Source organism: Rufibacter hautae (genome assembly GCF_008271695.1).
GTDB lineage: Bacteria > Bacteroidota > Bacteroidia > Cytophagales > Hymenobacteraceae > Nibribacter > Nibribacter hautae.
The window spans coordinates 104,054-128,026 of the sequence record NZ_VKKY01000001.1; the positions used below are offsets into that span (position 1 = coordinate 104,054).

17 protein-coding genes are annotated in these 23,973 nt (G+C 53.8%); 8 read left to right on the forward strand and 9 right to left on the reverse strand.

From position 1 onward, the window contains the following. Positions 1-80 precede the first annotated feature (80 nt). The gene (locus FOA19_RS00430) at positions 81-911 is read right to left on the reverse strand and encodes an MOSC domain-containing protein (protein WP_149088832.1); all 831 of its coding nucleotides are present in this window, start codon (positions 909-911) and stop codon (positions 81-83) included. A 554-nt stretch (positions 912-1,465) separates the two neighbouring features. On the opposite strand from FOA19_RS00430, the gene xseA reads away from it, so the two are divergent. The 4 genes from xseA to FOA19_RS00450 all read left to right on the forward strand — a co-directional run bounded on the left by xseA (position 1,466) and on the right by FOA19_RS00450 (position 5,492). After that, entirely contained in the window at positions 1,466-3,046 is a 1,581-nt protein-coding gene (xseA, locus tag FOA19_RS00435; RefSeq protein ID WP_149088833.1) for an exodeoxyribonuclease VII large subunit, read from the forward strand. A 126-nt stretch (positions 3,047-3,172) separates the two neighbouring features. Beyond that, positions 3,173-3,385, forward strand: a complete 213-nt coding sequence (gene xseB / locus FOA19_RS00440) for an exodeoxyribonuclease VII small subunit (protein WP_149088834.1) — start codon at positions 3,173-3,175, stop codon at positions 3,383-3,385. Between the two features lie 128 nt (positions 3,386-3,513). After that, complete coding sequence (locus tag FOA19_RS00445; protein ID WP_149088835.1) at positions 3,514-4,368, forward strand: sulfurtransferase; 855 nt, start codon at positions 3,514-3,516, stop codon at positions 4,366-4,368. Positions 4,369-4,730: 362 nt separating this feature from the next. Beyond that, positions 4,731-5,492 carry a peptidylprolyl isomerase gene (locus FOA19_RS00450; protein ID WP_149088836.1) on the forward strand — a complete coding sequence of 254 codons (762 nt, stop codon included), beginning with the start codon at positions 4,731-4,733 and terminating at the stop codon, positions 5,490-5,492. A gap of 690 nt (positions 5,493-6,182) precedes the next feature. On the opposite strand, the gene FOA19_RS00455 is transcribed toward FOA19_RS00450, so the two are convergent. From FOA19_RS00455 to FOA19_RS00470, 4 genes are all read right to left on the reverse strand, one after another. Then, positions 6,183-8,273, reverse strand: a complete 2,091-nt coding sequence (locus FOA19_RS00455) for a M13 family metallopeptidase (RefSeq protein ID WP_149088837.1) — start codon at positions 8,271-8,273, stop codon at positions 6,183-6,185. A gap of 254 nt (positions 8,274-8,527) precedes the next feature. Next, entirely contained in the window at positions 8,528-9,454 is a 927-nt protein-coding gene (locus FOA19_RS00460) for a YihY/virulence factor BrkB family protein (RefSeq protein ID WP_190300236.1), read from the reverse strand. Positions 9,455-9,523: 69 nt separating this feature from the next. Continuing rightward, positions 9,524-10,567 carry a hypothetical protein gene (locus FOA19_RS00465; RefSeq protein ID WP_149088839.1) on the reverse strand — a complete coding sequence of 348 codons (1,044 nt, stop codon included), beginning with the start codon at positions 10,565-10,567 and terminating at the stop codon, positions 9,524-9,526. 4 nt (positions 10,568-10,571) lie between these two features. Continuing rightward, complete coding sequence (locus FOA19_RS00470) at positions 10,572-10,922, reverse strand: MGMT family protein (RefSeq protein WP_149088840.1); 351 nt, start codon at positions 10,920-10,922, stop codon at positions 10,572-10,574. 529 nt (positions 10,923-11,451) lie between these two features. Between FOA19_RS00470 and FOA19_RS00475 the strand changes: the two genes are divergently transcribed. From FOA19_RS00475 to nudC, 4 genes are all read left to right on the forward strand, one after another. Beyond that, positions 11,452-12,558: an efflux RND transporter periplasmic adaptor subunit gene (locus FOA19_RS00475; RefSeq protein WP_149088841.1), complete on the forward strand. Its 1,107-nt coding sequence runs from the start codon at positions 11,452-11,454 to the stop codon at positions 12,556-12,558. A 13-nt stretch (positions 12,559-12,571) separates the two neighbouring features. Then, positions 12,572-15,673, forward strand: coding sequence for an efflux RND transporter permease subunit (locus FOA19_RS00480; RefSeq protein WP_149088842.1), 3,102 nt, complete (start codon positions 12,572-12,574; stop codon positions 15,671-15,673). Positions 15,674-15,697: 24 nt separating this feature from the next. Further along, on the forward strand, positions 15,698-17,017 hold the full coding sequence (locus FOA19_RS00485) for a TolC family protein (RefSeq protein ID WP_149088843.1): 1,320 nt from the start codon (positions 15,698-15,700) through the stop codon (positions 17,015-17,017). A gap of 92 nt (positions 17,018-17,109) precedes the next feature. Next, the gene (nudC, locus tag FOA19_RS00490) at positions 17,110-18,024 is read left to right on the forward strand and encodes an NAD(+) diphosphatase (RefSeq protein ID WP_149088844.1); all 915 of its coding nucleotides are present in this window, start codon (positions 17,110-17,112) and stop codon (positions 18,022-18,024) included. A 134-nt stretch (positions 18,025-18,158) separates the two neighbouring features. Here nudC and FOA19_RS00495 read toward each other — a convergent pair whose 3' ends face one another. The 4 genes from FOA19_RS00495 to tcmP all read right to left on the reverse strand — a co-directional run bounded on the left by FOA19_RS00495 (position 18,159) and on the right by tcmP (position 23,826). After that, entirely contained in the window at positions 18,159-18,677 is a 519-nt protein-coding gene (locus FOA19_RS00495) for an acyl-CoA thioesterase (protein WP_149088845.1), read from the reverse strand. A gap of 38 nt (positions 18,678-18,715) precedes the next feature. Further along, entirely contained in the window at positions 18,716-19,327 is a 612-nt protein-coding gene (locus FOA19_RS00500) for a TetR/AcrR family transcriptional regulator (protein ID WP_149088846.1), read from the reverse strand. A gap of 134 nt (positions 19,328-19,461) precedes the next feature. Beyond that, the gene (locus FOA19_RS00505) at positions 19,462-22,428 is read right to left on the reverse strand and encodes an FAD-binding and (Fe-S)-binding domain-containing protein (RefSeq protein WP_223808665.1); all 2,967 of its coding nucleotides are present in this window, start codon (positions 22,426-22,428) and stop codon (positions 19,462-19,464) included. A 255-nt stretch (positions 22,429-22,683) separates the two neighbouring features. Next, entirely contained in the window at positions 22,684-23,826 is a 1,143-nt protein-coding gene (gene tcmP / locus FOA19_RS00510; RefSeq protein WP_190300237.1) for a three-Cys-motif partner protein TcmP, read from the reverse strand. Between the last annotated feature and the right edge of the window lie 147 nt (positions 23,827-23,973).

The window sequence follows — 23,973 nt, forward strand, 5'->3', positions numbered from 1 at the left end:
TTTCAGAGGTATTTTCATCAAATAAGCCCTAAAACGAGCATCGTGCCTGTGGCGCAAAGGTAGGAAGATCCCGCGAAAACCTATTCCGCACTGGCGGATGGGCCCACTTCCATCACCAAGATCTTGTCGCCCACTTTCACGGTGCCCGTGGACAAACCAATCAGGTTCATCCCGAAGATGACTTTGTTGCCTTTCTTCTGATAGGTAGATAGCGTTTTGAGCGGCTCTGTCCCGGCCTGGGCAGTGTCCTGGTTTATGGTGGTCACGTTGCAGCGGCCGCAGGGCTTAGCCCCGTAGAACAGCACCTCCCCTATCTTAAAGGTCTTCCATTTTTCCTCCACGTACGGCTGCCCGCCGGTGAACACAAAGTTGGGCCGGAACCGATTGATGGGCACCTGCTCCTGCAGGCGGCTGTTCAGGTCATTCAGAGATTCCTGCCCGATGACGAGAAACGGGTAGCCATCTGAAAAGCTCACTTTCTCGTTGTGCTTGGCATAGTTGGGATCGATTAATCTTATAGAGTTCTCCGGCATGTACACTAGCCGGCAGCTGATGCCCAACGCCTCAGAGAACCAAGCATTGGCCTCGGGGCTCACGATGAAGGCAAAGCAGATGTCGTCCCAAATGGTAACCAAGGTGGAGCGGGTGCTGTTGGTTTCGTAGGGCACCACTAACGGCGTCAGGTCCCGGGTTTTGTGGGTCACCTGCAGGCCATCGGGCGTAAGGGCCACCTGCAGGAGCGCCATCTCGGCGTATTTGCGCTGGGTCAGGAAAATACCGCTGTCGTCAATCAGCATCCAGCGGCGGTCATACTGCAGGCCCCGTTCCTCTACCTGCGCAGAGGTGAGGGAGATGCCACTTAATGATTTGATAGGGTAAATATAAATCTCGCTGAGTACTAGTGTTGACATACGGTTCTACTGATGTGCTGGAGCATCCCGCTCCAATGGCGCTACCAAAGATAGGAATGATTCTTACAACGCGAAGAGCCCGCTTAAGGATTTGTACTTTTGTAACAATTTCCTCGGAAGCGAGGCTAATTTTATCTTTCTTAGAAAACCTCACCTTTTACATAAAGAAACCCTCTTTGGGAGATACGTTTCTCGCCTTGTTTTCCCAAATTTGATGCAAACGAAAAGTTCCTTACAAATACATCGGCGTAGCTTCAAGGCGTTCTTAAGCTGTTTCGAGAAAAAGAACCTTGAAACGGAGGCAGACCCAAACTTGCCCGCGGCAACCGGATTTCGCACCTAGATGAATTGACAGGGAAATCTTCCAGGCCGAGGATTAAGTTGCCGGATTGTGGGCAAATTTTATTTACTTAGAGGAAGGACTTAACTCTTTGGGCTCCAATTCGCTGGACTTTTATGGCTGCAGGTAAATTGCTTAAATTTTTAGCAATTTGGTTGGCGGCCCACAGAAAAACCGTAATTTTAGCCTACTGAAATAAAGAGGAGCGCACGGCATGGGGACATTTTTTCAGAGTAGTAGCGAAGAGATTTCGTTTACCGTTAGTACCAATAGGCCATTCACGCTCTATGAATTCAACCGGCGCCTGCGCGAGGAGATAGAGAATGCCCTGCCGCACCGGTACTGGATCATCGCGGAGATTTCCGAGGCCCGGGTGCACCACCAGAGCGGCCACTGCTATCTTACCCTCACCGACAAAGAACCTGGCTCCAAGAGCACCCTTACGGCCCAGGCCCGCGGCACCATTTGGAAACGCCAGTTTCAGGAGATCGCCCAGTACTTTGAGGCCCAGACCGGGCATCCGCTCAGGGCCGGACTGAAGATCCTGTTCAACGCCAGCCCGCGCTTCCATGAACTCTATGGCTTCAGCCTGGACATCCACGACATTGACCCCACCTACACCGTAGGCGACCTTGCCCGCCAGCGCCAGGAAACCATTGCCCGCCTTCAGACCGAAGGATTGCTGGACCTGAACAAAAAGCAAGCCTTGCCCGAGGTTCCGCAAAGATTGGCCATCATCTCTTCTCCTACCGCCGCCGGTTACCAGGACTTTGTGGCCCAGTTGGCGAACAATCCTTTTGGCTACGCCTTCAAGCTCACGCTTTTTGAGGCCAGCGTGCAGGGGATAGAGGCGGTTTCATCCATCAAAGCGGCTCTGTCCAGGGTATCGCTGCAACAACAGGCGTTTGATGCGGTGGTCATCATCAGGGGTGGTGGTTCCCAGACTGATCTGCTGTGCTTTGACCACTATGAACTAGCCTCGGCGGTAGCCCAGATGCCTCTGCCGGTACTCACGGGCATTGGCCACGAGCGTGACGAGTCCATCACCGATCTGGTGGCCCACACGCCTTTGAAAACGCCCACGGCCGTAGCCGCCTTTCTTATTGACCGGCTCAATGAGTTTGAGGCTGGCGTAGAGGAAGTTTTTCTGCGGATCAAGGATGCCGCCACCGCTTTGGCCGTAGTTGCCGAGCGCCGCGTCTCCCAGTTGGCCGCCCAGGTGCAGCACGGCACGAATCAGTTTCTGCACCGCCGGCAGTTCCAGCTGGAATGCCAGACCCGCACCCTGTCTGATAAGCCGCAGAAATTCCTGACAAGCGAACAGCGCCATGTCATGTGCGAAGAACTGCGCCTCACCCACACGGTAGAGCAGTTGCTTAGGGCAAAGGAAAACCGGCAACAGCAATATGTGCTGCACCTGGAAACCAATTCCCTCAAGAAACTGGAAACCGGACAGCGTAAGGTGACCCACGTGGAGCATTGTATTCAATTATCCGCGAAACAACGCCTGCAGAAAGCCCAGATGCATTTCCAGAAGAACCAGCAACGGCTCCTGTACGGTGCCAAGGACCACCTGCAGATCAAAGGGCACCAGCTACAGCTCATGGAAATGGATTTCAAGTCGCACGACCCCGAGATCATGCTCATGCGCGGCTACACGCTCACGTACGTCAATGGCAAGCTGCTGCGCTCCCTGGATCAGGTAACTACCAACGATGTGCTACAAACCAGATTGCTGGCCGGATCGGTGATCAGTAAAGTCACCAAAACCAAAGAACCAGACCTTTTTGACTAAATCAGATAGTATTAAAAACTGAGAACCAGGATCTAGGAACAACCCAGCCATCTTTCTGTCAACGTCCTACTCCTTATGGTTTTCAATGCTTAGTTCATAACCCCCTAATCCAAAAAATAACTAGCGATGAGCAATATTACCTATAAACAAGCCACTCAGGAACTAGAGGCAATCCTGAAAGCCATTGAGAACGACGATGTAGACGTGGATGAACTGACCCAGAAAGTGCAGCGGTCCTCTGAACTTATCAAACTCTGCAAGCAAAAGCTGCGCAGCGCCGAGGATGCCATCAGCCAGGTTTTTAAAGACATCAACTGCGAAGACCCTAAGGCGGAGTAATGGTTTCAGACTCTGTTTCGAGGCCTTTTTTCAGAAAATAGCCTTGAAACAGAGCTTTCAGAATCCTACTTATCCTCCTTTTGCCAGTAGATTCCTCTAGTTCATTTCTAAGTTCTAAAACGTCACCCATGTTATCTCCCATTCTGGATCCCAAAGACCTGCTTTCCTTAGCCCAAGACCAAGACCTGGTGCTTATTGACGCGCGACAAGGCCCCGATGCTTTCTCCCAATATCAAAAAGAGCATTTGACCGGCGCCCGGCATGTAGATTTGGAGAAAGATTTGGCGGCCGTTCCGCAGGATGCGGCACAGGGAGGCCGGCACCCGCTTCCGCCGATAGATCAATTCGCCGCTTACCTGGGTTCTTTGGGCATCAGCCCCACCTCACGGGTGGTGATTTACGATGATAAAAACGGAGCCAATGCTGCTTCCCGATTCTGGTGGATGCTCAAAGCCGTAGGCCACGAGCAGGTGCAGGTACTGGACGGTGGTCTGCAGGCAGCCCTGCAAGCTGGTTTCCCTACCAGCCAAGAAGTTGCGGCACCTACCAGTACCTCGGCTTACCCCGTTACCGCCTGGCAACGCCCCACCGCTAATCTGGAGGAAGTTACCCAGGTAGCCGGAGATAAAAGCCATATAGTCATAGATGTGCGCGATGCTTACCGCTACCTGGGCGAGAGCGAACCCATTGACCCCGTAGCCGGACATATCCCAGGCGCCGTGAACGTTCCCTTAACGGGCAACCTCGGTCCTAACGGACGCTTCCTTTCACCCGCTGAGTTGCAGGAGAAGTATAAAGCCGTAACCAAAGACGTGGCACCGGAAAACATCATTGTGCATTGCGGCTCGGGGGTAACGGCCTGCCATACATTGCTGGCTCTGGAAAGCGCCGGTATCAAAGGAGCCAAATTGTACGTGGGTTCCTGGAGCGAATGGTGCCGCAGCAACCGTCCCATTGCTGTTGGGGAAGAAACCACGACATAATACCAGCACTTTGTAGTTCTCGTTTAGGGCTTATTTCCTTAAAAAGCGCCTAAAACAGAAAGGCCGCTTCTGAAAACAGGGGCGGCCTTTCTATTGAAGAACTTAATTTATACCAAGCTTTGATAAGAATTGATTTAGAAACAACAATATGTATTTACAACCAAACTCCTTGAGTCTTTCAATTTATTCTCACGTATAAAGGCCATTTATATAGAATTTTACTATTTTAAACCTAAGCTTTTTTTCACTGTAAACTCATAAATTTAGAAGGACACTTAAGCAGCCACCAAGGCTTTATTCTTGAGGATTTGACTTCTATTTTCTAGTTTTACTTATCCCAGAAAAGCAGCAGTTTTAGAAAAATGGCCCTGAATCATACCCCATACCTACGATCCATTATAGTTATGATTGCCACGGGCCTGACCCTTCTGGGAGCTTGTGGTCAGAAGCAAGAGCAATCCGCTGTGGCCAAGGAACCCACTCCTCCACCTGCCCCAACCATCCTTACTCAGGAAACCGTCGTGGACACGCTCACTGCTTATGGACAGGCCCATCCCAATGACACGCTGGTGCTAATCAACACACCCAAAGGCGATATCAAGATCAGGCTGTACAAAGACACGCCGCTCCATCGGGCTAACTTTGTGCGGCTGGCCAACTACGGCTTCTTTGACAAAACCGTGTTCTTCAGGGTAGAGAAGGATTTCATGATCCAGGGCGGCAGATCAGATTTCCAGACCATGAAGATTGGCTCCTACAAGATTCCGCCCGAGATCAAGCCGCATTATTTCCACAAGCGGGGTGCGGTAGGGATGGCCCGCTACGGCGATGAGGAGAACCCCGAGCGGATGTCCTCCAACAAAGACTTCTACATCGTGCAAGGCCACCAACTTCCCGACTATGAGTTGCAGGCTAACATCAAGGAATTCAAACTGAACCTTTCCCCCGCCCAGAAACAGGCTTACCGTACCATTGGTGGCGCGCCTAACCTGGACCAGACCTTTACCGTGATTGGAGAGGTATTGAAAGGCATGGAAGTAGTGGACAGCATTGCGGCTGTGCCGGTGGACCAGACCAAATGGCCGGTGAAGGATGTGGGGATGAAGGTGAAAGTGATCAGGTAAGTAGGGCTTATAGCTGTATCTAAAACGCACCTCTGATAAAGGTGCTTTTTTCTTTTATGTAAGAGTAGTTGGGCTAAAACCAACAGGCGTATATCGCTCGTTTTTGGAAAACGCTAAAAAAGCACACGTCTGTCTTTGATGGAGGGTAGATGGATGATTACGGCTTCTTTTCTCTTTCCTGTCTTCTCTTTCCTGGTTCAAGTTTTCAACTTGGACCTACCATGTGCTGCAGTTTGCAACTGCAGTGAGGCGCTAGCCTCAAAACTGCTTTGTGGGTCTTTACTTTCTACATCCTTCCTTACAACCTTCTAGTTGCAGCCGGGGTCTGCGGGCGTTTGTCACTTTTCTCCTTGATGAGAAAAGTAACCAAAAGAATCAAGAAGCCTCAAACTCGCTGACGCTCGGACAGTGAGGCTTCAGGCAAGGTACCACCCCGCCAGCGTTCTCTGTTGCATCGCACATGCAGGCCATTACCATTTGAGCATCCATTGCTTGCGGCAGCCCGGTGCTCGGCCTCACTGTAGGCTTTCGCCCCAGCCTGCCGCAGGAACTGCCTTGCTTAAGGAGGCGCTGCAAAACCTATATTTGCTTTGCGGGTCAGGTGGATTGTATAGCATATAATAAAAAACGCACCTCATTGCTGAGGTGCGTTTTTTATTAGTTTTGACCGACATGGCCATAAAACGGTAATTACCAAATATGCACGCGCTCGGCATCAGGGCGGTACATTTTGTTGCCGGGGGCGCAGCCGAAGGCTTTGTAGAACTGCGGCATGTTAGACAGAGGTCCGTTGATCCGGAAGGAAGCCGGAGAGTGCGGATCGGTCAAGACTTGCTGGCGCAGGAAGTTCTCGGTGGCGTTAGTTCTCCAGATCTGGGCCCAAGCTAGGAAGAAACGCTGGTCGGGCGTAAAGCCGTCAATCTTGCCCACGTTCTTGTTGGCGATGGCTTTCTGCAGAGCGGTGTAGGCAATGTTCAAGCCCCCGATATCGGCGATGTTTTCGCCCATGGTCAGTTTCCCATTCACAAACACGCTATCCAGTGGCTGCATGGCGCTGTACTGGCGGTCTACCAGGTCAGTGCGCTGCTTGAACTTGGCTTTGTCTTCGGCGGTCCACCAGTCACGCAGGTTACCTTCTGGGTCGTACTGGCTGCCCTGGTCATCGAAACCGTGAGTTAGTTCGTGCCCGATCACGGCCCCCATACCACCGTAGTTCACGGCGTCATCGGCTTTAGGGTCAAAGAATGGAGGCTGCAGGATCCCGGCCGGGAACACAATCTCGTTCATGCTTGGGTTGTAGTAGGCATTCACAGTAGGAGGCGTCATGCCCCACTCAGCGCGATCCACCGGCTTGCCCAATTTGCTAACGTTGTCTCTGAAGCCCCACTCAGAAGCATTCAACACGTTTTGCAGGTACGAAGTACGGCTAACTGTTAACCCTTCGTAGTTCTCCCAAGTCTCGGGGTACCCAATTTTCACCGCAAAGGCATTTAGCTTGGCCAACGCCTGTTGCTTGGTGGCAGCGCTCATCCAGTCCAAGTTTTTCACGTGCTCCTGGAAAGCAGCTCGTAGGTTGTTCACCATTTCTAAAGCCTTGGCTTTGGCCTCAGGCGAGAAGGCTTTGTCTACGTACTCCTGACCCAAGGCCTCCCCGATGGTGGCATCGGTCATGCGCAGCACGCGCTTCCAGCGGGGCTGCATTTCTTTGGCACCGCTCAGGAATTTGCTGTTGAAGTTGAAGCTTTCCTGTACAAACGCCTGGGGCAGATACGCCGCCGAAGTACGAGCCAAGTGCCAGCGAAGGTAGGTTTTCCAGTCAGAAACAGGCACGGAGGCCAGCATGGCGTTGGCTTCTTTCAGGAAGGCAGGCTGACCCACAATCACTTCTTTGGCCCCGGTCACGTTCATGTTTTTCAGAAGCGTAGGCCAGTTGAAGTTAGGCGCTAGTTTCTGAAGCTCGGCAATGGTCATTTTGTTGTAGGTCGCGTGCGGATCGCGTTGCTGCACCCGGGTCATGGAGGCGTTAGCCAGACGAGTCTCCAATTCCACCACTTTGGCAGCATTTTTACGCGCAGTGGCTTCATTGTCGCCCAGCAAACGGAACATGTTGCCGATGTGCTTCTGGTACTCCTCTTTCACGCTCTTAGAGCGGGCATCGGTCTTCAGGTAATAATCACGGTCGGGCAAGCCCAGGCCGCTTTGGTTGATGTTGACAATGTACTGGGTGCTGTTCTTGTCGTCCTGGCCTACATAGAACCCAAACACCCCGCCCCGGCCCAATACTCGCATGCGGGCCATGGTCTGCAGCAGGCTGTTTCTGTCTTTCACCGCGTTGATTCTGTCCAACTCAGGTTTCAACGGCGTAAGCCCCGCGCGCTCAATGGCGGCAGAATCCATACCAGCGGCATAGAAATCACCTACCAACTGCGTGGAAGAACCTTTGGTGGCATTCGCTTGCTTCACCGCCGCATCCACCACCGAGCGTAACGTGGCGTTGTTGTTATCGGCGAGTTCATTGAAGCTGCCCCAACGGCTCTCGGAAGCCGGAATGGGATTGTTTTTGACCCATCCGCCATTGGCGAAGAGGTTGAAATCCTCGCAGGGAGAAACGCTGCGGTCCAGGTTCGCCATGTTCAGCCCTACGCCTTTCACCTCGGGTTCAGACTGGCTTACCGCCGCTGTCTCAGTGGTGGTAGCCTGCTGCACGGCAGGCTTGGAGCATCCGGCTGCCACAACCCCGCTGAGGGCCGAGGCCAGCCAAAATAAATTACTTTTCTTCATAAATAGGTTTGACTTACAACAAGTTGTCTTGAATGCTTTTTTATTGTTAAGCAATTTAAAACCCCAAATGTCCCAAAGCAAGCAAAACAAACAAACGCTTGTAAAACTTTGCCGAAAACCAAACTCGGCAATATGGGAAAGCAACTGGTTAAAGCTTGTTACTATATGAGCCCTCTCGGCAGAAAGTGGTCCACCTAGAAAACATGTTTTCAAGCTGATTTTGGAAAAGCAGCCGAAAAACAGCTAAACGATGGCTACTCTAAAGGAGAATGGTCGGTCTCGCGCCACTCGTAGAAGGTGGCGAAGGATTTTGGGTGCAGGGGCAGATGCCGGTAACGGGCGTACACCAGCGTAAAGCAGGCCCCATAGAAGAAGATCATGGCCGAGTAGAAAATAAACAGCAGCAGCACCACTATGGAGCCCGAAGTGGCGTAGATAGAGCCCAATCCGCTGTTCACCAGAAAACGCGCCAGCACCATCTTACCCAGCAGGAACAGGCCCGCCGTCACGGCTGCCCCTACCCAAACCGCCCTGACCGGCATGTGCGCGAACGGCAAAAACCGGAAAATGATAGCAAACCAGGCCGTCTCCACCAGCAGCCCGAGCATCCGGTTCAGCACCTGGATGAGCTGTAACTGGGTCTGCTCGTCTGCCAGCACGTAATTGTCGTTGACAAACGCCACCGAGGCGTCTATCACCAGCACGCCCAGAAACAGGATACCGCTGGAGAGAATGATGAGCAGCGCCCTGAACCGGTTGCGCAAAGCGCCTCGCAGGTGTTGGTGGCCTTTCACTTTGATGTTCCAGAGCTGGTTGATGGAGTTCTGCACCACGGTGAACAAAGTGGTAGACACGAAGGTCAGGAAAAGGAAACTGAGCGCGGCGGCCCATCCGTTCCCCTGCAGGTCCAGAAAATTGGTCAGGATGAGTTCAATCTGCCCGGCTACGTCCTCGCCTACCACGCCGCGCAGTTTATCAAAAAGCTCCCCTGTGATCAAGGCATCGTTGAACAGCACGCCCAGCAGCGAAATAACCAGAATAAGGGTGGGCGGCAGCGCGAACAGGGTAAAGAAAGCCACCGAGGAGGCCAACCGCAGCGGGTCATTCTGCCGGAAATGCACCAGGGCATCACTGAAAATCCGCAGCACGGGCTGCACTTTGGACACAAGTTGGGTAGGCATAAGAGCAATCATCTCGCCCCAATACGGAAAGAAGCGTTTTGGGGCTGATTTTTAGAAAAGAAAGCGAAATTACAAGTGCCGCACCATCAGTTTCAATTGCAGCCGCACAATATCACCCATGGAGCGGCAAAGCAGAAATTCATCCAGGTGATGGTGGCGGGCTAGTTCCTCTCTCAGTTGCTGCACTTTCTCGGGGGTGGAGATGGTGTCTTGCCGCATGCAGTCAATGAGGTCTTTGAGGCGGTAGCGGGCCGCCCGGATGCGCCGGAAAAGCAGGGTGCGTTCCTCGTTCTGGTACTGCTTCATGGTCTCGGGTTGGAGCCACTTTATGCAGAGCGCCACAATGGGGTTGTTGTCTTTAAAATACTGCGGCAGGTACATGGTCTTGCGGCCTTCGTAGGTCTGCTGGTCAAAGTCAATGGGCCGCACGCGGTACTGTTCCTCCTCAAAATCCGGGGTCACAGCCACCACATAGTTATAGGAACGCATGTCGCCTAAGAGCAGGGCAAAGCAGCGTTCGTTGAACTTCACAAACTCCTTGGCCAAGCGCACCTTGTTCAGGTTGGGGCGGCTGAGGTAATGCTTGATGAACTCATCGCCGGGGATGCCCGCAATGTGCTCTTCTATAAGTGAGCCGCCGTGCACCAGATAATTGATGCGGTTGGGCGACAGCACGTGCTCCAGTTCCAGACCATAGATGCGCGAGGCATCGGCTTTCTTGAAGTAGAAATAGTCATAGTTGTCATTGAGCAGGTTCACAATCCTGATCCGGAAGGGATTGGAGTTCCCGAAGGTGCAGTAATCCACGCGCTGCACCGAAAGCTGCTCCATCAGGCTCTCGTTTCCGCCGCTTTTCAGCTGCACGTAGATGCGCGTGAGCCCTTCGTAGATTTCGTGCATCTGGCTTTGGTCATACACCACCGTCTGCCAGAGCGTATCCTGGCCCCAGCGGTCATACAGCGGGTAGGCATCGGTGAAGTGCAGAAGGTCCTGGTAGGTGATGGGCAGCGGCGCGGCGCGATCATACTCGCGCAGGTAACGTCCCAGCGGCTCGGTGACCGGGTAGTACTGCTTCTTCTTGGAGATTTTATTAGGGTCTGCGGTTTGCGCCATGGTATTACAGCAACTCTTTGGCTGGGTCCCAGAAAAGGTTGTCAAACTCCTGCACCTGGTCGTCTTTGATCTTGATCCCCTCGCTTTCCAGGTGCGCCTGCATGGCGTCATAAGATTCAAAATGCTGTTTGCCGGTGAGCATGCCGTTGCGGTTGACCACGCGGTACGCCGGAATGCCGTGCTGCGCATGTGAGGCAATGAGCGCCCAACCCACCATGCGAGCCGAGCCCTTCGCGCCCAGGTAAGACGCAATGGCCCCGTAGGAAGTCACCCGACCTGGCGGAATCAGTTTCACCACTTCATAGACATCCTGGAAAAAGTTGGTCCTCTTCTCTGAGGCAGCTGTCGTAGGCATAAAGCAATTCAGTTTGGGTGGGTTTTGAAGAAACAGGCCGAAAACGCATTTGCCTATTTTTTTCTGCCGCGCTTTTAAACCTTCCCCTTGTTTTTAGGTCTAATTTCTAAAAATAGCCAAAAAACGCGATAAATTTACCAGCTGCATGGTTAGCCGAGAGACTTTGCCTCTGGCCCGGCGGCTAATTGCCCTTTATACCATCCCCCAAACCTGAACCCGGAATGACCTGTATGTCCTTTTGTTTTTTGAAAGTCCAGCCTGCTGGCAACTTGCCGCCCGGTAAGCCCCAATCCCCAACAATTGCCGTTTTCGTACCAAACCCATAAACATTTACGGCAGAATTACTTAAGCATAGTAGCGTCATGCCTGCGTGCCCGGCGGCTCTTGCTTTCACCCAGAGGAACCTACAAGCTACAGGCAATGGTTATCGTTATCCTACCTGTGGCAGAAATCGGTTCCCTTATTTAAAACAAAACCATAGTAACCACCTGTTTCAATACAAACGAGAGAGTCTAGTACCACCAATTCTATGAAAATAAAACACATTGTCTATGCACTGCTTATCCTTGGTTTCGGAGCTTTAGTGTATTACCGCATATCAAGCAACAAAGCCGAAGCGGGGGCCGGTGGCCCGGGTGGCGGAGGCGGCAGAGGTCCGGGCGGACCAGGTGGCCCCGGAGGCGGAGGCGCCCCGGCCATGCGGGTGAGTGGCATGGTGGCCACGCCGCAGGAGTTCGCCAACTCGCTTTCCGTGACGGGCTCTATTGAAGCCAACGAGCAGATTGAGGTAAGAGGCCAGGTCTCTGGCTTGGTGCGCGGCATCTACTTCCAGGAAGGCAGCAACGTACGCAAAGGCCAGGTGCTGGTGAAAATAGATGATTCTGAGCTGCGCGCCAACCTGGCTCAGGCCCAGACCCGCCAGACGCTGGCCGCCGAGAACGAAAGACGCGCCCGCCTGCTGCTGGAGAAAGAAGCCATCAGCCGCGAAGAATATGACGTAGCCCGGGCCGAACTCAAAACCGCCCAGGCGCAGATCCAACTGGTACGCGCGCAGCTGGCCAAAACCTCCATTACGGCGCCCTTCTCCGGTAAAGTGGGGTTAAGAGCCGTTTCTACGGGAAGTTTCCTGTCTCCTGAGACGGTGGTGACCAACCTGGTAAGCGTCAATCCTATTAAAATCACCTTTGCGGTGCCTGAGAAATACGCCGGCCAGGTAAAGCAGAACACAGAACTGACCTTCACGGTGGCGGGCACGCAGGAGAAATACACCGCCAGGGTGTACGCCATTGAGCCCAGCATTGCCGCTGCCACCCGTACCCTGCAACTGCGGGCCCGGGCCAATAACCCCAACGGCACCCTGCTGCCGGGTTCTTTCGCCAACATTCAGCTGCCGCTTACGGTTATACCAGACGCGCTCCTGATCCCCACCCAGGCGGTGGTTCCGGTGCAGAACGGTAAGAAAGTATTCATCGCCCAAAACGGCAAAGCCAAGGAAGTGATGATTGAGACCAGCACCCGTACCGAGAAGGACCTATTGGTGACTTCCGGGCTGAGTGCCGGAGATACGGTGTTAACCACCGGGGTGATGTCTTTGAAAGCAGGAAGCCCCGTGAAAGTGGCCCTGACCCAAAAATAAAAACCAATTAAAGATGAGTTTATCCACCACAAGTATAAAACGGCCCGTCTTCACCATCGTGTTGAACCTGCTCCTCATGTTGTTTGGGGTGATTGGGTACACGTTTCTGGGGATACGGGAATACCCTTCCATTGACCCGGCCATCGTGTCGGTGAGTACCAGTTACTCGGGCGCCAACTCAGACATTATTGAGTCGCAGATCACCGAGCCCCTGGAGAAAGCCATCAACTCCATTGACGGTATCCGCAACATTTCCTCGTCCAGTAACCAGGGTAGAAGCAACATCAACATTGAGTTCAACCTGGAGAAAAACCTGGAAGAGGCCGCCAACGACGTGCGCGACAAGGTATCGCAGGCGGTAAGAAGCCTGCCCGAAGACATTGACGCGCCGCCGGTAGTTTCCAAAGCCGACGCTGACTCTGAGCCGATCATCACCATGACCGTACGCAGCGAGAAAAGAGACGCGCTGCAGCTTTCTGATTTCGCCGAGAACGTGATTTCCCAGCGCCTTCAAACCATTCCCGGCGTGAGTAGCATCCAGATCTGGGGGCAGAAGCGCTACGCCATGCGTTTATGGCTCGATCCTATGAAACTGGCCTCTTACGGCTTAACCGTAGCCGATGTGCGCACCGCCCTGAACCGCCAGAACGTGGAGTTGCCTACTGGTAAGGTAAGCGGCCAGAACACCGAGTTGACGGTCAGAACCCTGGGGAACCTATCTAACGAGCAGCAGTTCAACGACCTCATCATCTCTTCTGAAGGCGAAACCATCACCCGATTCAGTGACATCGGCCGGGCCGAACTGGGACCTGAGAACCTGGAAACCAAAATGACGGAATCTGGCGTGCCCATGGTGGGGATGGCCATCATTCCGCAGCCAGGCACGAACTACCTGGAAATTGCCGGTAACTTCTATGACCAGTTTGACAAGCTCAAGAAAGAGCTGCCTGAGGACCTGAAGCTGGACATTGCCATGGACAACACCTTGTTCATTAAGAAATCAGTGACGGAGGTAGCCGAGACCATCCTTATCTCCCTGGTGCTGGTAATTTTGATCATCTACCTGTTCTTCCGGGACTGGGGCATCGCTTTCCGTCCGTTGATAGACATTCCGGTGTCTTTGATTGCCACGTTCTTCATCATGTACCTGGCCGGTTTCTCCATTAACGTGTTGACTTTGCTGGCCATCGTGCTGGCGACCGGTCTGGTGGTGGATGACGGTATTGTGGTAACGGAGAACATCTACAAAAAAGTAGAGGAAGGCATGTCGCCTATTGAGGCAGCTATCAAGGGTTCCAACGAGATCTTTTTGGCGGTTATCTCCATCTCCATCACATTGGCCGCGGTGTTCTTGCCGGTAATCTTCCTGGAAGGTTTCGTGGGTAGGCTGTTCCGAGAATTTGGGGTAGTGATTGGCGCGGCCGTGTTGATTTCGGCTTTCGTGTCGCTGACCTTGACGCCCATGCTGAACGCGTACCTGATGAAAGGCGGCGTGCACAAACGCTCTAAGTTCTACGAGTGGACCGAGCCTTTCTTCCAGCGGATGAACTCTGGCTACGCCGAAGCCCTGACCAAATTCATGAAACGGAAATGGTTGAGCTTCCCTATCATTGTGGTGTGTCTGGGCTTGATTGCCTTGTTCTACAACATCCTGCAGAAAGAAACGGCCCCTTATGATGACCGCAGTATGCTCCGGATCATGGCCACAGCTCCCGAGGGTGCTTCCTATGAATACATGGATCGTTTCATGCAGGAATTAACTGCCGTAGTAGAGGATTCGGTGCCCGAGAAACAAGTGAACCTGGTGATTACCTCGCCTGGTTTCGGGGGTTCTGGATCGGTGAACAGCGGGATGATGCGTCTGGCCCTGAAACCACAGGAAGAACGCGAACGCTCGCAGAAACAGATCTCCGACCAGCTTTCCAAGGTGGTGCGCCGGTTCCCAGAGGCCAGAACCAACGTGATTCAGCAGCCTACCATCTCGGTGAACCGCCGCGGGGGTCAGCCTATCCAATACATTATCCAGGCGCCTAACTTCCAAAAGTTGCAGGAGAAGATTCCGCAGTTCATGGAAGCCGTGAACAACGACCCTACGTTTGTGATGGCCGATGTGAACCTGAAATTCAACAAGCCGGAGATCAACATTTCTATTGACCGCGAAAAAGCCCAAAGCTTGGGCGTGTCGGTGATTGATGTGGCGCAGACGCTGCAGTTGTCTTTGAGCGGCCAGCGCTTTGGGTACTTTTTGATGAACGGACGCCAATATCAGGTGATGGGCCAATTTGACCGCCCAGACCGGGACGATCCGATGGACTTGACCTCCCTCTTCGTGCGCAGTTCCACTGACCAATTGATTCAGCTGGACAACCTGGTCACCATGCAGGAGCTCAGCAGTCCGCCGCAGTTGTACCACAACAACCGGTACTTGTCGGCTACAGTTTCGGCTGGTCTGGCGCCGGGCAAGAGTATCGGGGACGGTATTGAGGCCATGGACCGCATCAAAGCACAGGTATTGGATGAGACCTTCTCCACCGACTTAGGCGGGGAGTCCCGTGACTTCGTGGAAAGCGGTTCCAACACCATGTTCGCTTTCGGGTTGGCCTTGTTGCTGATTTACCTCATCCTTGCCGCTCAGTTCGAGAGCTTCATTGACCCGTTCATCATTATCCTGACGGTGCCTATGGCAGTAGCCGGGGCTATGCTTTCTTTGTGGTTGTTTGGGCAGACCTGGAACATCTTCAGCCAGATCGGGACGATCATGCTCATCGGGCTGGTGACGAAGAATGGTATCCTCATTGTGGAGTTTGCAAACCAATTGCGCGAAGAAGGTAAGTCTAAGATGGACGCCATCATTGAAGCCTCGGAGGCCCGTCTGCGCCCCATCTTGATGACCAGTTTGGCCATCGCCCTGGGTGCCTTGCCTATTGCCCTTGCCTTGGGAGCGGCTGCGCAGAGCCGGATTGGTATGGGAGTTGTGATTGTAGGCGGTACTATCTTCTCGCTGGTACTGACCCTGTTCATCATTCCGGCCATCTACTCCATGTGGTCTAAAGAACGCAAACACCATCCGGAGTTTGACCACATTGAAGAGTACGAGAAAGCGGTGGCCCACTAATTATTAGATTGAAGAAAATCCTTTATGCTACAATACAGATTCGGGTTCCTGAGCCTTTTCCTGCTCACCTTGCTCTTCGGGGCGGGTGAGGCCAAGGCCCAGGAACTCCTCACCCTTGAAGATGCCGTAAGAATTGCGCTGGAACGCAACTATGACATCAAACTATCTGCCAATGACCGGCGCATTGCCGAGAACAACGTGACCCGCGGCAATGCCGGCATGTTGCCCAACGTAACGGCCAACCTCGCCAACAACCGCACCATCCAGAACAGCACCCAAACCCGCTCAGACGGACAGGTGAACGAGGTAAGCTGGGGCCAGGGCTCTACCCTTAACGGTGGCGTGGGCCTGAACTGGACCGTTTTCAACGGCTTTGCCATGTTTGCCCGCTATGAGCAATTGCAGGAACTGCAGAAACTGGGCGAGACCAACCTGCAGTTGACCATCATCTCGCGGGTGGCCGATGTTATGGGCACGTTCTATGAACTGGTGCAGCAACAGCAACAGCTTCGGGCTTATGACACCGCTATCTCCATCTCGCGCCTGCGGGTGAACACCGCCCAGAACCGGTTTGAGATTGGCAAAGCAGCCCGCCTGGAGGTGCTCAACGCCCAGGTAGACTTCAACACCGATACCACCAACCTCTTGCGCCAGCAGGAACTGTACCGCAACACCCAGATCAGGATGAATGAACTGCTGGTGCGCGACGTGAACATCCGCTTCAGCGTGCCAGATGACATCCTGATTGATGACCAGTTGACCCTGGCCGGGCTCACCGAGCAGGCCGCGCAGCAGAATCCGTCTTTGAAGGCGGCCGTGCTCAACCGCCGCATTGTGGAACTGGACGCGAAGCAAGTGAGGGCCAACCGGTATCCGGTCATTGGGGTGAACACGGGGTACAATTTCAACCGAAACCGATCGGCGTTGGGATTCTCCACGCTTTCCACGGGAAACGGCCTCACGTACGGTGTCTCCGCATCGGTGCCTATTTTCAGTGGGTTTAACCAGCGCCGGAACGAGCAGAACGCCAACATCCAGATCAACAGCGCCCAATTGCAGTACGAGCAGATTAACCAGAACATCAATGCCCAGTTGGCGGCCGCGTACCAGACGTATCTCACCAACCTGAGCCTGGTGCGCCTGGAGGACAACAATCGTCGCATTGCGCGCCAGAACCTGGACATCACCCTAGAGAAATTCAGATTGGGTAGCATTACCACCGTGGAGGTGCGCGATGCCCAGTTGAACTACGTGAACGCCACGGTGCGGTATAGCAACGCGCAGTTCCAGGCCAAAATTGGCGAGGTGGCGTTGAAGGAAATCGCCGGCACGCTCAACCTGTAGGGGCTACTTTTAGTACAGAAAGCGTTTCGGGGCTGTTTCAGGTAAAACAGCCCCGAAACGCTTTCTTATTTTTAAGGCATCAGACAACGGCTATGCGAAACAACCTTGCCCTCTCGGCGCGCAACTATTTTGGGGAGGAAAACCTGGACCGGGTGCACCTGCTCAGGAAAAATACCTCGTGGCTAGAGGCTCAGCTCACCCATCCCGGCACGGTATTTCTCCCGTTCCAGAACCTTCAGCCTTTCCTTTCGGAGGAGCGCCAGTTGGTGCCGTTCTCAGTGCATGATCTTCAGGTGAAGGGCTTATCTGTTGCGCCCGTGCTGCTGGGCATCCGGGAGGAACGCGCCTATTTTGCGGTGGATGTATCAGAAACGAACTATAAACCGCTGGCTATAGGAAACTTTCAGGAGTTACGCGAAGCGACATTGCAACTTCCCCGCCCCGACAGTGCTTTGCTGGCGTACGCGAAAGCCATGCTGCATTGGAACAAGCAACACCAGTTTTGCGGCGTCTGCGGCGCCCCTACCCTTTCCAAAGAAGCCGGGCACATGCGCCAGTGCACCAACGCAGATTGCCAGACCTCCCATTTTCCGCGCACCGATACCGCTGTGATTACCATGGTTACTTGCCAGGGCAAAGGACTCTTAGCGCGGCAGGCTTCCTGGCCTCAGGGGATGTACGCCTCTATTGCTGGATTTCTGGAGCCCGGCGAGACCCTGGAACATGCCGTGGCCCGCGAGGTGCAGGAAGAGGTAGGCCTCGTTGCCCATACCGTACAGTACCATTCCTCGCAGCCCTGGCCTTTCCCAGCCTCTATCATGGTAGGCTTTACCGCAGAGGTAGAAAGCACCAACCTGCAAATTGATCCGGAAGAAATTGAACAGGCCCGTTGGTTCACCCGCGAGGAATTGAAAGACCTCGTAGCCACTGGCGAGATCAAACTTCCACCCGCCCTTTCCATCTCCTACAGGTTGATCCAAGATTGGCTTACTAGTGAAGTGGATTGAGGCGACCCAAGAAATAACCGGCTATAGGAAGTACCTCAGAAAGGAAACACTTAATCTAAGGCTAGAAAAAACGAACTCCGTTCCAGACCTGATTTTAAAAAACAAGCCTGAAACGGAGTTCGTTTTACGGTGCTTTATTGAGCACTCACTGCCTTCATTTGCTCGCGCAGTTGCTTCACGCGGTCTTCAAACAAAGCAGGCGTCTCTTCCTGCACCACCACTTCTTCAAACAGCTCCATCAGTTCTGGTTCATGCGTAGCACGCGCGGTTTTGCGCACGTCTATATACACGAATTTGGTCCAGAGTACCGCTTTCAGCTTCTCCTTTTTCTCATCCAGCATGAGGTGTTCTACCAGCATGCTGCTATCCGTGACGTGCCGGATGCTGGTCTGGATGGTCACCAATTCCCGCACCACCGCCGGATTCAAATACACAATCTGGTTTTGGCCCACTACCCAGGCCCGGCCGGTCTTCCGGAAGAAAGCGTGGATGTCCAATCCGTAGGCGGCTTCTACCTGGTCTTCGCGCTCGTTCTGGAAGTAATTCAGGAAGGCGCTGTTGTTCAGGTGCCCGAAGGGATCGCAGTGGTCGAAACGGATGCGGGTCTGGCTTTCCAGTACCTGGGGCTTGGGAGAATCGGTTTTGGGAATCATAGTTTTAAGGGGGTTCAGAAGGTAAATGTTTAGGGAAATCAGAAGGAGCCCAGTTCCTGCTGCAGCCAGCGTTCCAGTTGGTCTAACACGGTTTGCAGCGGCTTTTCCTCTCCGTAGGCCTTGGCCAGCAAGATGCCGCCTTCTACCGTGGAGATGAAAAAAGTGGCGATGGCATGGGTATCGGCGGATGCCTGGAACACGCCCTGCTCTTTGCCCAGGTCAATCAGGTTCCGGACGCCTTTGTGGAGCCGGTTGAGCACGCGCACCACCCGTTCATGCAGGGCCGGATGGTTGTCATCGGCCTCTACGGCGGTGTTCAGCAAGGGACAGCCCCCGGCGATGATGGGGTTGGTGAGGTAATGGCGGTAGAAATTCAGCAGGGCCCGCAGCCGGTCACCAGCTTGTTCATAGGGCGCCATGGCGCTGCCCACCCGTTCAATCAAGGTCTGCGCCGCAAACTCAAAGGCAGCCACCGCCAGTTCGTCCTTGCTTCCGAAATGCCCATACAGACAGCCTTTCGTGACGCCGGTCGCCTCTATCAAGTCCTGGTACGAGGTCCCCGCAAATCCTTTCTGGTTGAAAAGCACCGCCGATTTCTCAATGATAAGCTGGCGCGTCCGTTCTGATTTGGAGGTCTGGGCTGGTTTCATGCCGGCAAATAAACCAATTGGTATATTTATTCCTAATAATTAGATAAAAGAATCTCAGCTGCCTGCCTTTGGATCTAACATAAAAAAAAGCCCCTCCCTAAGGAGAGGCTTTCCTGTGCAGCCCAATAAGGACTTTACTTCTTCAAGGCTTGCCACAGAATCTCCGCCGGGTGCAGGGCCTTTTTGTGGGTGCCGTCTTTGATCTGGTGGCGGCAGCTGGTACCGGCGGCGGCGATGATGACTTCCGGGGCAGCGTTCCTCACCGCCGGAAACAGCACCAGCTCCCCGATCTGCATGGAAACACTGTAATGCTCTTCCTCATAGCCAAAAGAGCCCGCCATGCCGCAGCAGCCCGAGGGGATCATCTCCACCTCAAAGTTTTGGGGCAACGACAGGATTTTCTGGGTTGGGGTGAGTACCTGCAGGGCTTTCTGGTAGCAGTGACCGTGCAACTTGATCTGCTTTTTCTCTTGGGTGAACGCGTCTGCGGTGAGGTTCCCGTTTTCGGCCTCTTTTTGCAGAAACTCCTCTAAAAGGAATGAATTGGCCGCAACAATCTTGGCAGTCGGTACGAGGTCAACCGGAACCAAATCCAGGTACTCATCGCGCAGCGTCAAGATAGCCGAGGGTTCAATCCCGATGATGGGCGTACCATTTGCCATGGCTTTGCCCAGCAGTTGCACGTTTTTGATGGCGATCTCTTTGGCATCGCGCACCAGGCCTTTGGAGAGGTAGGTACGGCCACTTTCCAGGTGCTCGGGTATCTGCACGGCGTAGCCTAAAGCGGTGAGCAGTTTCACCGTGGTCTGGCCAATCTCCACATCGTTGTAGTTGGTGAACTCGTCGCAGAACAGGTAGACGGGTTTGCCGGTGTTGGCAGTCGCATTCTCTTTCTGCCATTTCTTGAACCAGGTTTTCAGGGTGGTGTTGCCCACCTCGGGCAGGGAGCGTTCTACAGCAAAACCTACGGTTTTCTTGATCAGCTTGCTGGTGACCGGGTTCTTGATCATGAAGTTGTAGACGCCGGGCACTACAGAGGCCAATTGCTGCATTTTGGTGAAGTTCCCGATCATGCGGGTGCGCAGCGGAATGCCGTTGGCATCGTGGTAGTGTTGCAGGAACTCGGCTTTCATCTTGGCGACGTCCACGCTGGAGGGGCACTCAGATTTGCAGGCCTTGCAGCTCAGGCACAGGTCCATGACCTCTTTGATTTCCTGATGGTCAAACTTGTTGAGTTTGTCTGAGCTGGTGAGAAACTGGCGCAGAATGTTGGCCCGGGCACGCGTGGTGTCTTTTTCCTGGCGAGTGGCCATGTAACTGGGGCACATGGTGCCGCCGCTCACGTGGGTTTTGCGGCAGTCACCAGAGCCGGAGCATTTCTCGGCCATGCGCAGAATGCCCTCTTGCTGGGAGAAATCAAACAAGGTCTCCACCGGAATCACCTGCCGCTGGGTTTTCTCCTCGTAGCGCAGGAATTCGTTCATGGGCGGCGTGTCCACGATCTTACCGGCGTTGAAGATATGCTTGGGGTCAAAGATCTGCTTTACCTCCTGCAACAGGGCGTAAACCTCGGCGCCCAAAGCCTGCGAGATGAACTCGCCACGGAGGCGGCCATCGCCGTGCTCGCCACTCAAGGAGCCGTTGTATTTCTTCACCAATTCAGTGGTCTCCGCCAGCACCGTCCGGAAGAGTTGTTTCCCTACCTCAGTTTTCAGATTGATCATGGGCTCCACGTGCAGCTCGCCGGCGCCGGCGTGGGCATAGTAAGAAGCCTGCAGTTGGTGTTTGTCCAGGACCTGTTTCAAATCTGCGATGTAAGCGGGCAAATCCTCCGGCGACACGGCGCAGTCCTCAATCAGGTTCACGGGCTGGGTATCGCCCGGCAGGTTACGGATAAGGCCTAGGCCGGCTTTCCGCACGTCCCACACCGGTTTGGTGAGGGCGCCGCGCACCACGGGGTAGGCATAACCCAGACCGGCGGCTGTCAGGTCAGAAATCAGCGCCTCGGCTTTGTCTGTGATGATGTCTTGGGAATCGGCCATGAACTCCACCATGAGCAGCGCAGCCGGATCACCTTCAATGAAGAAACGGTTGGCGTCATAGGTGCGGTGGCCTTTGGTGAAATCCATGATGTACTTGTCCACCAGTTCAGAGGACATAGGCTGGTGCCGCAAAATGATGATGTTGGCTTCCAGGGCCTCGGCCAGGGAGTTGAAATGCACACATACCAGCCCCTCCTCCTTGGGCGGCAACGGGATCAGGTTCAGTTTGGCCTCGGTCACAAACGCGAGCGTTCCCTCTGAGCCGGCCAGAAGTTTGCACAGGTCCAACGTGGTCTGTCCCTCAGGTCCGGCGCCTTCATCTACCAGAAAGTCTAGGGCATAGCCGGTGTTGCGGCGGGTGAGCGTCTTTTTGGGGTAGTTCTGCTGAATCACCGCACGGTTGTTCTGGTCACTGATGAGGCCGTACACGCGGCGGTAAATTTCGCCTTCCAGGTTCTGGAGGGTTAGTTTTGCCTGCAGTTCCTCGTGGGTGAGTGGCTTGAACTCGGCCTCGGAGCCATCGCTGAGCAGCACTTTCGCCGAGAGCAGGTGCGTACGGGTATCGCCCCAGACGATGGAGTGCAGGCCGCAGGAATTGTTCCCGATCATGCCCCCCACCATGGCGCGGCTGGCTGTGGACGTCTCGGGCCCGAACAGCAGGCCGTGCGGCCGAAGGACGGCGTTTAGGTCATCACGAATAACGCCGGGCTGCACGCGAACCCAACTTTCCTGCGAATTCACTTCCAGCACCTGGGTGAAGTATTTGGAGATGTCCACCACCAGCCCGTTGCCTACCACCTGACCCGCTAAAGACGTCCCAGCCGCCCGCGGGATAAGCGTGATGTGGTGCTCGTTCGCGAAGCGGATGAGTTTCTGCAGGTCTTCTTTGGTCTGCGGAATGGCTACCGCCACGGGCATCTCCTGGTACACCGAGGCATCGGTGGCGTACACTCTTTTCTGCGCCTGGTGCAGGCTGGAGGCATCATCAAAATACAGTTCACCAGCCAGCGAGGCTTCCAGCGTAGCAAAAGCGGACAAAGAGGGGGCGGAGGTCATCATGAAAATTGAATTGGAATACAAAGATAAGCATGCCAGGAAAGGATGGCTAACAAAAGATGTCTGACGCGGCAGTCAATAAATAACTCAGTTGGCTCCTGACGCTTTTTAGTCGTTTTCCGCGAATTGGCCCTAAAACACAGGTTAGCATCTTAGGCCGATGTGGCTCTATGTTATTGAACGAAGCCAGTGCCATTTTGAGTCCGTTTTCTATGAAATTGCCTCAAAAGGAGAAGTTATTTTTCACCCAGAGTAAGGTTACACGCTGCCGTTCGGTTTGAATTTGATGCGGCAGGCAGAAGTGAGTTTGTAGACCACCTGACCTGTTTTGGGGTTCAGCAGCGTGATCTTGCCCTGCTCTTTCAGCTTCTCAAAAGCGGTCTGGTAGTTGGCCTTGCAGTAGTTCTTGCCCACGTTGTGCTTCTCGTAAATTTTGTCTAGCACCATGCTGTTGTACTCCGCCGCATTCTGCAGCAGGTCCTCTACCAGGTTCACCAGCGAGAACTCCAGATACTTGGAATATTCCGGCACCAAAAGGCGGACGGCTTTGAGGTTGGCCCCCAACATGGGCACCCCGTCTTCCTGCACATCGCTGTACGGCAGCAGCAATTCTTTAAAACGGGTATGGGCCAAGTAGCTGCGCGAGACAAACAACAGGTAGTGGCTGCTCTGGTCTTTGCCCGGCACGTTGATCCGGAAGCGGGAGGTTTGGAGGCCTTTTTCCTGCAGGGCTTCTTCAAAAGTTTTCAGGGCGAAGGTTTCCTTTTTAGCGGCACTGCTGGTCTTGGCGAAATATGCTTTGAGCCGGGAGAATCTTTCTCCCAGGAATGACGCCAAACTGCTTTGATCATCGCTTTTGCCCAGCGCCGCGGCCAACCGCTTGTACTCAAACAGCATCATGAAATCGGTTTTCTCCTGCCCCACTCCTTGCAGCCACAGTTCCTGCGAAAACTTGTTCCCGAAAGGATCCAGAAAGTAGAAAGCAGGAACGTTCTGGGCTAGCTCCTCCTGGAAAGCCTCCAGGTTTTCCTTGGTGTTCAGGAAAACGGGCTTGTGCTGGAGATCAGGATAGAAGTACAATTCTTCCATGGCCTGGGCAAGGAGGGCAGCCTGGCTTTTGCTGGCTTCATAAAAATAGGGTTGCATGACTTTGTCCAGGTCATACCGGCCGCCGGCGGTGCCAAAAATCGTCTTCAGGACCTTCGCAGCCCCTGGCATCTCCCCTTCTGCTGTTTCCGCAGTTCCCGTACTGGCATCCACCAGCAGCACTTTCTCCAAAGGCGATTGGGTAGCGAAGAGCGTCTCGGCCCAGACCGGGAGAAACTTCAGGAAAATCTCTTCCTTGATCTCCGGGGCACTCCTTCTCTGCTTAAAGAAATCTTTGGGTTCAGTTTGGGCCACTACTATCGTATCCTTCTTTGCGCTACAATGGGGGTCATGCCTCAGGTTATTTTCGCCTGGTCATTTTCTGCTTTCCTCCGCCAGCTTTGGGCCGAAGGGCTGCAAATTTACTTCCGTTTTCCGTATGTTTTAGCAAAACTTGCTAAA

Excerpts from the sequence above, each read along its gene's own strand:
- FOA19_RS00430 (WP_149088832.1), bottom strand. The coding sequence starts at position 911 with ATGTCAACACTAGTACTCAGCGAGATTTATATTTACCCTATCAAATCA.
- nudC (WP_149088844.1), top strand. The coding sequence starts at position 17,110 with ATGCGAAACAACCTTGCCCTCTCGGCGCGCAACTATTTTGGGGAGGAA.
- FOA19_RS00505 (WP_223808665.1), bottom strand. The coding sequence starts at position 22,428 with ATGATGACCTCCGCCCCCTCTTTGTCCGCTTTTGCTACGCTGGAAGCC.
- FOA19_RS00465 (WP_149088839.1), bottom strand. The coding sequence starts at position 10,567 with ATGGCGCAAACCGCAGACCCTAATAAAATCTCCAAGAAGAAGCAGTAC.
- FOA19_RS00485 (WP_149088843.1), top strand. The coding sequence starts at position 15,698 with ATGCTACAATACAGATTCGGGTTCCTGAGCCTTTTCCTGCTCACCTTG.
- FOA19_RS00500 (WP_149088846.1), bottom strand. The coding sequence starts at position 19,327 with ATGAAACCAGCCCAGACCTCCAAATCAGAACGGACGCGCCAGCTTATC.
- FOA19_RS00470 (WP_149088840.1), bottom strand. The coding sequence starts at position 10,922 with ATGCCTACGACAGCTGCCTCAGAGAAGAGGACCAACTTTTTCCAGGAT.
- FOA19_RS00455 (WP_149088837.1), bottom strand. The coding sequence starts at position 8,273 with ATGAAGAAAAGTAATTTATTTTGGCTGGCCTCGGCCCTCAGCGGGGTT.
- xseA (WP_149088833.1), top strand. The coding sequence starts at position 1,466 with ATGGGGACATTTTTTCAGAGTAGTAGCGAAGAGATTTCGTTTACCGTT.
- FOA19_RS00475 (WP_149088841.1), top strand. The coding sequence starts at position 11,452 with ATGAAAATAAAACACATTGTCTATGCACTGCTTATCCTTGGTTTCGGA.
- FOA19_RS00445 (WP_149088835.1), top strand. The coding sequence starts at position 3,514 with ATGTTATCTCCCATTCTGGATCCCAAAGACCTGCTTTCCTTAGCCCAA.
- FOA19_RS00495 (WP_149088845.1), bottom strand. The coding sequence starts at position 18,677 with ATGATTCCCAAAACCGATTCTCCCAAGCCCCAGGTACTGGAAAGCCAG.
- xseB (WP_149088834.1), top strand. The coding sequence starts at position 3,173 with ATGAGCAATATTACCTATAAACAAGCCACTCAGGAACTAGAGGCAATC.
- FOA19_RS00460 (WP_190300236.1), bottom strand. The coding sequence starts at position 9,454 with ATGCCTACCCAACTTGTGTCCAAAGTGCAGCCCGTGCTGCGGATTTTC.
- FOA19_RS00480 (WP_149088842.1), top strand. The coding sequence starts at position 12,572 with ATGAGTTTATCCACCACAAGTATAAAACGGCCCGTCTTCACCATCGTG.
- FOA19_RS00450 (WP_149088836.1), top strand. The coding sequence starts at position 4,731 with ATGGCCCTGAATCATACCCCATACCTACGATCCATTATAGTTATGATT.